Raw genomic sequence first — 9,994 nt, 5'->3', positions numbered from 1 at the left:
GAACTTATTACATTCGCAGCTTTTTTAGTTGGGCTACCTGGATTCGAACCAGGAATGACAGGACCAGAATCTGTAGTGTTACCATTACACCATAGCCCAATAACAGGTCGTTCCTGTTTTGCGGTTGCAAAGATACAAAGAATTTGATAATCCAAAACAATTTCTCGTGTTTTTTTCTCTAAAATCTGCTAAGATGCCGTATGCCAAAGAAATATATAACCTAAAAAAAATCAAAAATTGAAAGACTTTTTCCCTTTTAGGTGTTTGATACAAGAATTCAGCGTATATTTGTCAACTGTTTAATTTTAATAATAAGCAATGAACGAATCAAAGAAACTCATTCAACAAATAACCGAAGGTATACAAGATAAAAAAGGAAAAAATATTGTAATAGCAGATCTTTCTAAAATTGGCGATACTATCTGCAACTATCTCGTCATTTGTCAGGGAAACTCCCCAAGCCAAGTGACCGCCATTGTAGAGTCCGTAAAGGAATTCACCCGCAAAGGCGCTAACAGCAAACCTTTTGCAATAGACGGATTGCGCAATGCCGAATGGGTAGCAATGGATTACTCCGACATATTGGTCCATGTGTTTCTACCCGAAACGAGAGACTTCTACAATCTGGAAAATCTCTGGGCCGACGCCAAATTAACCCAAATACCTGACATTGATTAATAAGCCCTATGGACAACAATAATAATAACGCTAACAAAAAGCCCAATAAGGTAAATATGCCCAAGTTCAACCTGAACTGGCTGTATATGATCATAGCTATGATGCTTCTGGGCTTGTACATCACCAATGAAAACAGTACCGGAATCAAAAGTGTCTCTTATGACGAATTCCAGCAATACGTACGTGACGGCTATATGAGCAAAATCATCGGTTATGATGATAACTCTGTAGAAGCATATATCAAGCCACAATACGTTAAAAACGTATTTCAGGCAGACTCTAGTAAAGTGGGTAAAAATCCCATGATTACAACTGAAGCACCGTCTCGTGAAAGTTTGGGAAACTTCCTGCAAAAGGAAAAAGATGAACTGCACTTTGACGGTTCTATCAACTACGAAAAGAAACGCAATTATTTCGGGGTCGTACTGTGGCAGATTCTGCCTATTGCCTTCCTTATAGGTTTCTGGATATTCATGTCACGCCGTCTGAGCGGTGGTGGCGGCGCAGGCGGTGGCGGCATTTTCAATGTCGGTAAATCGCGTGCCCAACTGTTTGAGAAGGGGACTCCCGTAAAAGTTACATTCAAAGATGTAGCCGGACTTGCCGAGGCCAAACAGGAAGTAGAGGAAATTGTGGAATTCCTGAAAGAACCGCAAAAATATACAGACCTGGGAGGTAAGATACCCAAGGGTGCATTGCTGGTAGGCCCTCCGGGAACCGGTAAGACCCTGCTTGCCAAAGCTGTGGCAGGCGAGGCCAACGTACCGTTCTTCTCACTGGCTGGTTCCGACTTTGTGGAAATGTTTGTCGGTGTAGGTGCATCACGTGTACGTGACTTGTTCCGCCAAGCCAAAGAAAAAGCCCCCTGTATCGTGTTCATTGATGAAATTGACGCCGTAGGTCGTGCCCGCGCCAAAGCTGCCGCAATGGGTGGAAATGATGAACGCGAAAACACATTGAACCAGTTATTGACAGAAATGGACGGTTTCGGTTCCAACAGCGGTGTAATCATCCTGGCTGCTACCAACCGTGTAGACGTTTTGGACAAAGCCTTGCTGCGTGCCGGACGTTTTGACCGCCAGATTCATGTAGACCTTCCCGACCTCAACGAACGTAAGGAAGTATTCGGCGTACACTTACGCCCCATCAAAATAGATAATACAGTAGACGTAGACCTGTTGGCACGCCAAACCCCGGGCTTCTCCGGTGCCGATATCGCCAATGTCTGCAATGAGGCTGCACTGATCGCTGCCCGCCACGGCAAAAAGTTCGTAGGCAAACAAGATTTCCTCGATGCCGTAGACCGTATTGTTGGTGGTCTGGAAAAGAAGACGAAAATCACCACGGAAGCGGAACGTCGTTCCATCGCTATCCACGAGGCAGGACATGCTTCCATCTCCTGGTTACTGGAATATGCCAATCCGTTGATTAAAGTAACGATTGTTCCACGCGGACGTGCACTGGGCGCTGCCTGGTATTTGCCCGAAGAACGCCAGATTACCACCAAAGAACAAATGCTTGATGAGATGTGCGCCACATTGGGTGGACGTGCTGCTGAGGATTTGTTCCTGGGACGTATTTCGACCGGTGCCATGAATGACCTGGAACGTGTTACGAAACAGGCTTTCGGCATGATTGCCTACCTCGGAATGAGTGAAAAGTTGCCCAATCTCTGTTATTATAGCAACGATGAATATTCTTTCAATCGTCCGTACAGCGAAAAAACTGCTGAACTGATTGACGAAGAAGTGAAGAATATGGTGAACGAACAGTACGAACGTGCTAAGAAAATACTTTCCGAACATAGGGATGGGCACGCCAAACTGTCACAGTTGCTGATAGATAAAGAAGTTATCTTTGCAGAAGATGTGGAAGAAATCTTCGGAAAACGTCCTTGGGCTTCTCGTTCTGAAGAAATCAGTGCAAACAAGATTTCGGAAGAACTTAAGAAAGCTGAAGACGCAGCCGCCAAAGAAGCTGTGGAGAGCGAAAAAGAAGTAAAAGCGGAAGAAGAAAACAATGTTGAAGGCGGAACAGAAACCGGCAAAACAAAGGTTTCAGCAGAAGGTACCAAAGTTTCTGTAGAACGACCCGCAAAAGAATAAAGAACTAAAAAACGGAATTACCGTGAAAAGCAATTTCTTAAAACGCGCCATCACAGGTGTGTTATTCGTAGTAGTATTGGTGGGCTGTATCCTATACAGCCCCCTTTCATTCGGTATCCTGTTCACCATTATCGGTGCACTGAGCGTACACGAATTTGCCCATCTGATAAACCAAAACGGTGAAGTACAAATCAATAAAACAATTACCGCTTTGGGAGGCGCTTATCTCTTCTTGGCCGTAATGGGCTTTTGTCAATCTACTATCGGAGCCCAGGTATTTCTGCCTTATCTGGCATTACTGCTTTACCTGATAATTACAGAACTGTATCTGAAAAAGAAGAATCCCATTGGCAACTGGGCCTTTTCCATGTTAAGCCAGCTGTATGTAGCATTACCGTTTGCATTGCTCAACGTATTGGCTTTCCAATATAACCCGGCAGAAAGCAGCGTGACCTACAATCCCATCCTACCACTTTCCATCTTTGTATTTATATGGCTGAGTGACACTGGAGCATATTGTGTAGGCTCGTTAATCGGCAAGCATCGTTTGTTCGAACGTATTTCCCCCAAGAAGTCATGGGAAGGAAGCATCGGTGGTGGTGTGTTCTCTATTGCTTCTTCATTCGTATTCGCCCACTACTTCTCATTCCTGTCTGTTTGGGAATGGGCCGGACTGGCACTGGTTGTTGTCATCTTCGGTACTTGGGGGGATCTAACGGAATCGCTAATGAAGCGCCAGTTAGGCATCAAAGATTCGGGTCACATCCTACCCGGCCACGGTGGAATGCTCGACCGTTTCGACAGTGCTTTACTGGCAATCCCCGCAGCAGTGGTTTACCTCTACGTTTTAATGTTGATGAAATAAAAAAAGGCCGGAGGAATTCACATTCACCCGGCCTCACACACAAAACACTTTACTTTACTTCAATTGCATCTTTGAGAAATCTAAGTTAGAAACTTTTGCGGAATTATCCGATTGTTTTTCAAAGGTAATTTCGACTTCATCGTTTACTTCTGAATTCAGCTTTAACTTGATACCTTTCGTTTCAGAAGTTATATTCAATTCTTTCAGATTGAACGACACTAATCCGGGAGCACGAACTCCACTCAGGTCATCATAATCATTGTATCGAAGCTCCAGATGGATATATCCGTCATCATTACCTTCTTCTGCTAAAGGAACCTCAGCATCTTCTGCACGTTGTACCAGACTGATACGATGTTTCGTACCCGAATTCTTCGGCAGATTCTGCATAAAGATAATGTTCATATATCCCCCACTGATAGTGATATCCCCTTTATAAATAAATACCGGATCATTACCATATTCTTCGTCATTCTCCGATGTCAGCGGTTCCACACTTTTCGTCAGGGCATGCCAGATCTTCTCAATCTTCACGGCATGATCATATCCTTCATAATTATCATAGATGGGATTAAAGATTGTTATTATACGCTGCCCGTCTACAGGCTGATACCAACCCATATTAGTATTAATAGGCCAAAGCGTTCCCCAAGTGTCACTTTCCAGATAGAAAGTATTCCCCTTCACGCGTACGGTGCTCCAATTCGGATAAGAGAAATCACCGATAGAGTATCCGTCATCTAAATCATCGCATGATTGCAACGCAGGTAGTACTGCCAAGCACATCATAAAAAATAGCCAATGTAATCTCTTCATAATCAAAGTTCTTTTGCTTGTTTTCGTAAAAATTGTTAGTTCATAATCTTTCGTGTATTCTGACTATAAAATACGAAAGCCGGGCATTTACTGCACCGGCTTTATCTCTTTTAACTATTTTATAGCCTTTTGAAGCAAAAAGACTTTCATTATGTAACTCCTCTACTCCTTTAGCTCCCACTACAATAATGCAGGTGTAACAGGCGTATCATTTCTTGTGCAGCATGCTTCGGCGCACCGGCATCTCCCAGACGCGATGCCATGTACTCATAGCCTTCGAGCATTCGTTGCCGATACTCCTTATTATATAAGATACGTTCCAGTTCGGCACGGGCCTGCTCTACTGTCATCGTATCAGCCACGAGCTCTTTCACCACTTCACGGTTTGCAATAAGATTCACCAATGAAATATACTTTACCGTCAGTATATGACGGCGCAGGAACGAAATAACCTTCCCTATCGGCGTATGATAGCAGACAGCCTGCGGCACCCGGAACAAGGCCGTTTCCAGCGTAGCAGTTCCCGAAGTTACCAATGCAGCTTCAGCCTGTTGCAGCAAACGATAGGTTTGTCCGAAAAGAATCTTTACTTTCGCACCGCCTATATATTCATGATAATAGTCAGGAGAAATACCGGGTGCACCGGCCAAAACCAATTGGTATTCAGGAAAAGCAGAAGCTGCACGAAGCATATCGGGCAGGTTATCTTTTATCTCCTGCTTCCGGCTACCCGCCAGTAAAGCGATTATCGGCTTAGACTCCAATCCGGTCTCACGAATAAAATCATCGTACGTTTCAGGATGTTCCGCACGGAAAGCGGTCACTTCATCTACCGTAGGATTGCCTACATAATGTATCGGATAATGATGCTTGTCTTCGAAAAACTCCACCTCGAACGGCAGAATGGAAAACAATTCATCCACATCCCGCTTGATATTCTTGATACGGTATTCTTTCCACGCCCATATCTTCGGAGAGATATAATAATAGACCGGGATTTGCGTCTTGGCTCGCAGGAACTTGGCAATATTCAGGTTAAAACCGGGATAATCTACCAGTATCACTACATCCGGCTGCCATGCCACGATATCCTCCTTGCAGCGTTTCATGTTGGCAAAGATTGTGCGCAAATGCAGTAACACCGGGATAAAGCCCATATAAGCCAGCTCCTTATAGTGCTTCACCATCGTTCCACCCACTGCTGCCATCAGGTCGCCTCCGAAGAAACGGAATTCCGCCTGCGGATCTTCAACCTTCAAAGCAGCCATCAGGTGAGATGCGTGTAAATCACCGGAAGCTTCACCGACAATCAAGTAATACTTCATAAAATTAAAAATTTTATGAAGTTGAGAGTTGGGGAAGTTGAGAGTTGAGAATTATTATGCAGCATCATAGCGCAGCTAATTCTCAACTTTCAACTCTCAACTCTCAACTTCTTCAAAACCAGCTTTGCAGTTCATCTATAAGTTCGTAAGCCGTAACATCCACCTTGGTCGGAGTAATAGCTACATAGCCGTTATCGAGTGCCCAATGATCATTCTTTTCATTATCGGAATCGGTATTCTGGAACTCACCGGTCAGCCAGTAGTAATGGGTATCACCGCGATGCGCAAAATTCTCCCATTCATTGGTCCACTGTCCTTTGGACTGTTCGCAGACTTTAACTCCCTTGAGTTCCCGTACATTGGGGAAATTTACATTGAGGCAAGTCAACGGAGGCAACCCCTTTTCCAAAACCTGACGGGCTATCTCACGGATATAAGGACCGGAAGGCTCAAAATCAGGATTCGGATCATGACAGCAAAGAGAGAAACCAATGGAAGGCACACCTTTCAGGCAACCTTCAATTACCACTCCCATCGTACCGGAATAATGCACATTCACGGCAGAGTTATCGCCGTGATTGATACCACCGACTATCAGATCGGGTTTGCGGTCGAGCACCGTATGCAAGGCAAGTTTTATGCAGTCGACCGGAGTACCGGAACATTTATAAACTGTCAGCCCTACATCCTTACGAACCAACTGGTAATGAATGGGTTCCGTTACAGTCAGCGCACTTGCACTACCCGAACGCGGCGCATCCGGCGCCATCACAACTATTTCTCCCAGCGGACGAAGAAACTTAACCAACTCACTAATGCCTTTTGCAATGACACCATCGTCATTGGAAACCAATATTAAAGGTCTCTGATTTTCCATATTCATCTTTATTTTCTATGCAAAAGTAGGCAAAAATAAAGAAAGCACCTAATACAATACTTTGCTTTTGTTGTACCAGAGTTTGCGTTTCATTCGATATATCGAATAAAACCAGCGTAAACCGTTATTCTTCGTGATGTCCGTCATCTCCTCCCGTCGCACTCAACACGATATTGCGTGCGACATGCGCCTCGTTTCCGGCAGCATCCGTACAGTAAACCATCAGGTGGTAATCTCCCGGAGTGGCATTAGCCGGTATCACGATATCATGATGATGGATATGAGCCGTTCTTTGTTCCGAAACATCGTAAGACTTATTAAAGGTGAAATCAACAGTCGTCTCAGCAGTGCGGGTATCATGCGAATGATGGTCGAAGTTATTGTGAATCTCTATCTTGTACGATTTCAACATGACATCATCCGATAAGTCCATCTCAAAATGTACTCCGTGTTCACTGCCTATCGCCAGCACTCCGCCTTCGGCAGGCGATTTAAGATCAATCACCGGTTTTGTAGTATCACTAAGCGGATTGTCACTGTCTCCGCAAGCAGTAAGTAATGAAACACTTATCACTAAAAGGGAAATAATCATCGGGAAATAAAATCTTGTTTTCATTTGAATAATTTTTTAAATGGTACTTTAATTAATAATTGAAAGTTTCGCCCCGGTTCGGGAATCTCCACTTTCCGATAAAAACTGAGATGATTGTAATACCGCGTATTGAATAAATTACGGACAGTCAGAGTTATCTCCACTTCCGTTCCGGCAACGGGTAAATCAAGAGAGCCAGCTATATGAAAGAGGTTTGCACCCGGCGTGCGGTCTTCATTACGATCCACACGATTTTGCTTGGTTATGCTCTGCCATTCGGCATAAAGCATATACCGCTTCCTTTGCCAGGTGAGCGTGTTGCGCAGCGTGGCAGGCGGAGAAAAACTCAAAGGAATACGTTCATCACAATTGTAGGTATAGACATACTCACCGGATATACGGTAGTTGAGAGTGGGCAAAACAGTTAGTTCCACACTCGCCTCCGCTCCGGCAAACAAGGCTTCCGTCTGTGTATAACGGTAAATCTGTCCCGTATGGGGTAAAACAGACCATTCCCCCGTAGGCCGCAGAAAGATATAATTACTAAACCAATTGACGAAAGGAGAAACATATACGGACCATCTCCCGTACTTCAACTGATAAGAAGCATCCATCTGCCAACCCTGTTCGGACGAAAGTGTGGCATCTCCCTGTTCATGACGGAATGTGCCGTGATGCACACCATTCGAAGCCAGTTCATTAGCTCCCGGAAGACGAAAACTCCGTCCGACATTTACCTTCAGCTGATGCCGCATCGAGGGCGTCCATACCACACCCAATGATAAAGAATAGTCGCCAAAGCTCCTGTTTACCCAGCGGCTGTTCCACCGGTAGAACTCCACCTGCTCTTCATCATATCCCTGTTCCTGCAAATAAGTAGCCAGGTAAGGATCATCATGAGCAAAGACACGCATGCGACCATAGTCATACCGTACACCTCCACTGACGGATAACGTATTATCCGGACGATACGTCGTAAGCCAGGATATACCGGTAGTAAAACGATCATATTCCGGCAACAAGAAAGAATAACCGGAAATCGTATTTCGCTGGAATTGAGAGTCCCACCCCATCCGGTGTTCCCAGGAAGAAGAACCGACCCACCGTCCTTTTGCCGAAAAACTGAAAGTATTCAGATTAAAGGCCAGTTCTTTGTCAGGATCAGTTTCCGGCAGAGGTTGTGTTCCGTAATGGGTATGAAACGCACTCCATTCCTCGCGGTGATTGTTCTGATAACCGATATCACCCGACAGAATAAACTTCTCCCAAGCATACTGCTGATGAGTGGTCACTTTCAAGTGATTTACCTTACTATAAGGAAGATCGATGTTCCGGCTGTCACCGTCGTCTTCCAGACGTGACGAGTCGGGAACTCCATGTGCTCCAGGGAAGAACCCCGTCTTCTGAAAAACATTGGACACAGCAAGATTCGACTTATATCCTTTCTTCTGATATTGGGTAAAGAAATTGACATTACGTTCCCATCCCGCCGTATTTTTCAGCCGACGACCGTAGACCGGCATCTTCTGAGTCAGATAAACAATCGTGTCTGCCGGGATACGGTAATCTCCAAAGCGCTGTTCCGAGTAACGCAACCGCGTATACCATGCATTTCTTTTGATACCCAGCATCAGTGAAGCGCCTATGGTTTCGTTCACAGACTTACCCAACAGCGTCACGTCACCAAACAACATATTCTCTGCCGGCACCAGCACCGGAGCAATGTCAATCACTCCGCCCATGGCGTCACTGCCATAAAGCAGCGAAGCAGGACCTTTCATTACATTCACGGCATCCACATTGAAAGCATCCAGCTCCAGACCATGGTCTGCACCCCATTGCTGCCCTTCCTGTTTGATGCCATTCTCCAATACAGCCACCCGATTAAAGCCCATGCCACGAATCATCGGCTTAGAGAATCCCGAACCGATATCCATAGCCTGCACGCCGGGGATATTTTCCATAGCCTGCATGAAGTTACCCGTGAAATGTTTCCGCAAAAAATCCCTGTCAGCCACTTCGAGCGTAAGTGCAGTCTTTTTGTTCTGAAGCTGTTGATAGGTTTCCGCTATCACGACTTCAGGCAAAGCTACATTACGGACTGAATCGGGTTTCTGCGCATGGACGGAAAGGGTTGTACACAACATCCCCAGCACGCCCGGAATAATTCCTATACGCATTGATTACAATCTTGATTAGAATAAAACAATGAGAGGCAAGCTATAAAAGCCCGTCTCCACATGAATGTAAATTATGTAATCAAGCTATGGGAGGTGCACGTAGATAATGTGAATAAGAGAGTGTATAGACAATCTTATCCTGATGAACAACCTGCTCAAATGTGATGGGCGTTAAGATGCAACGGAAGTCAACAGACTGCGCTTCCGTGAAAAGAGAAAGAGAAAAGTGGCAGATAGCACAATCATCGGACGAATGGCGCGGATGATCTGCATGGGAACAGGAAGCAGCATGCTCGTCCTCGTGATGGTGAAAAGCCTTCACCACGAAGAACGGCAGAAGTGCCATCATCAGCACCCATGCTATAACTACTCTCTTCTTTCTGCTGTTATTCACTTTCTTAATCGACAAGTATTTGAATAGGCTGCGAAGATATGTATCTCATATTAAAAACGCAAACTCTGGTACTTAATATGTGTTACCGCTCCGGCTTTTACCAATATATAGGTATATGCCAATCTCAATTTATACTTCTCTTGGTCACGTTTTGTGCATTTC

Annotated in this window: 9 protein-coding genes and 1 tRNA gene; 3 read left to right on the top strand and 7 right to left on the bottom strand. The window is 44.9% G+C overall.

Annotated features, from left to right (window positions below; genetic code table 11):
* Window positions 1-28: 28 nt before the first annotated feature.
* Window positions 29-99: transfer RNA gene (locus BACCELL_RS13365), tRNA-Gln, on the bottom strand.
* Window positions 100-318: 219 nt separating this feature from the next.
* On the opposite strand from BACCELL_RS13365, the gene rsfS reads away from it, so the two are divergent.
* From rsfS to BACCELL_RS13350, 3 genes are read left to right on the top strand one after another with little or no spacing between them, the layout of a single operon-like run.
* Window positions 319-678: a ribosome silencing factor gene (gene rsfS / locus BACCELL_RS13360; protein ID WP_007212354.1), complete on the top strand. Its 360-nt coding sequence runs from the start codon at window positions 319-321 to the stop codon at window positions 676-678.
* Between the two features lie 8 nt (window positions 679-686).
* Entirely contained in the window at window positions 687-2,783 is a 2,097-nt protein-coding gene (ftsH, locus tag BACCELL_RS13355) for an ATP-dependent zinc metalloprotease FtsH (RefSeq protein ID WP_007212353.1), read from the top strand.
* Window positions 2,784-2,805: 22 nt separating this feature from the next.
* Window positions 2,806-3,648, top strand: coding sequence for a phosphatidate cytidylyltransferase (locus BACCELL_RS13350; RefSeq protein ID WP_007212352.1), 843 nt, complete (start codon window positions 2,806-2,808; stop codon window positions 3,646-3,648).
* Between the two features lie 54 nt (window positions 3,649-3,702).
* Here BACCELL_RS13350 and BACCELL_RS13345 read toward each other — a convergent pair whose 3' ends face one another.
* The 6 genes from BACCELL_RS13345 to BACCELL_RS13320 all read right to left on the bottom strand — a co-directional run bounded on the left by BACCELL_RS13345 (window position 3,703) and on the right by BACCELL_RS13320 (window position 9,832).
* Window positions 3,703-4,464, bottom strand: coding sequence for a NigD1/NigD2 family lipoprotein (locus tag BACCELL_RS13345; protein ID WP_007212351.1), 762 nt, complete (start codon window positions 4,462-4,464; stop codon window positions 3,703-3,705).
* A gap of 170 nt (window positions 4,465-4,634) precedes the next feature.
* Window positions 4,635-5,789, bottom strand: a complete 1,155-nt coding sequence (gene lpxB / locus BACCELL_RS13340; protein WP_007212349.1) for a lipid-A-disaccharide synthase — start codon at window positions 5,787-5,789, stop codon at window positions 4,635-4,637.
* A gap of 112 nt (window positions 5,790-5,901) precedes the next feature.
* Window positions 5,902-6,666 (bottom strand): 5'/3'-nucleotidase SurE, encoded by a 765-nt coding sequence (gene surE, locus BACCELL_RS13335; protein ID WP_022209045.1) that lies wholly within the window; start codon window positions 6,664-6,666, stop codon window positions 5,902-5,904.
* Window positions 6,667-6,790: 124 nt separating this feature from the next.
* The gene (locus BACCELL_RS13330) at window positions 6,791-7,282 is read right to left on the bottom strand and encodes a DUF4625 domain-containing protein (protein WP_007212347.1); all 492 of its coding nucleotides are present in this window, start codon (window positions 7,280-7,282) and stop codon (window positions 6,791-6,793) included.
* Complete coding sequence (locus tag BACCELL_RS13325; RefSeq protein ID WP_007212346.1) at window positions 7,279-9,438, bottom strand: TonB-dependent receptor; 2,160 nt, start codon at window positions 9,436-9,438, stop codon at window positions 7,279-7,281. Before BACCELL_RS13325 ends, BACCELL_RS13330 begins: the two co-directional genes overlap by 4 nt.
* A 79-nt stretch (window positions 9,439-9,517) precedes the next feature.
* The gene (locus BACCELL_RS13320; RefSeq protein ID WP_007212345.1) at window positions 9,518-9,832 is read right to left on the bottom strand and encodes a hypothetical protein; all 315 of its coding nucleotides are present in this window, start codon (window positions 9,830-9,832) and stop codon (window positions 9,518-9,520) included.
* Window positions 9,833-9,994 lie beyond the last annotated feature (162 nt).

It is taken from the genome of Bacteroides cellulosilyticus DSM 14838 (assembly GCF_000158035.1).
Taxonomy (GTDB): Bacteria; Bacteroidota; Bacteroidia; order Bacteroidales; family Bacteroidaceae; genus Bacteroides; species Bacteroides cellulosilyticus.
The sequence above is the reverse complement of the archived record's forward strand: the minus strand, read 5'-3'. Positions and strand labels throughout refer to the sequence as shown.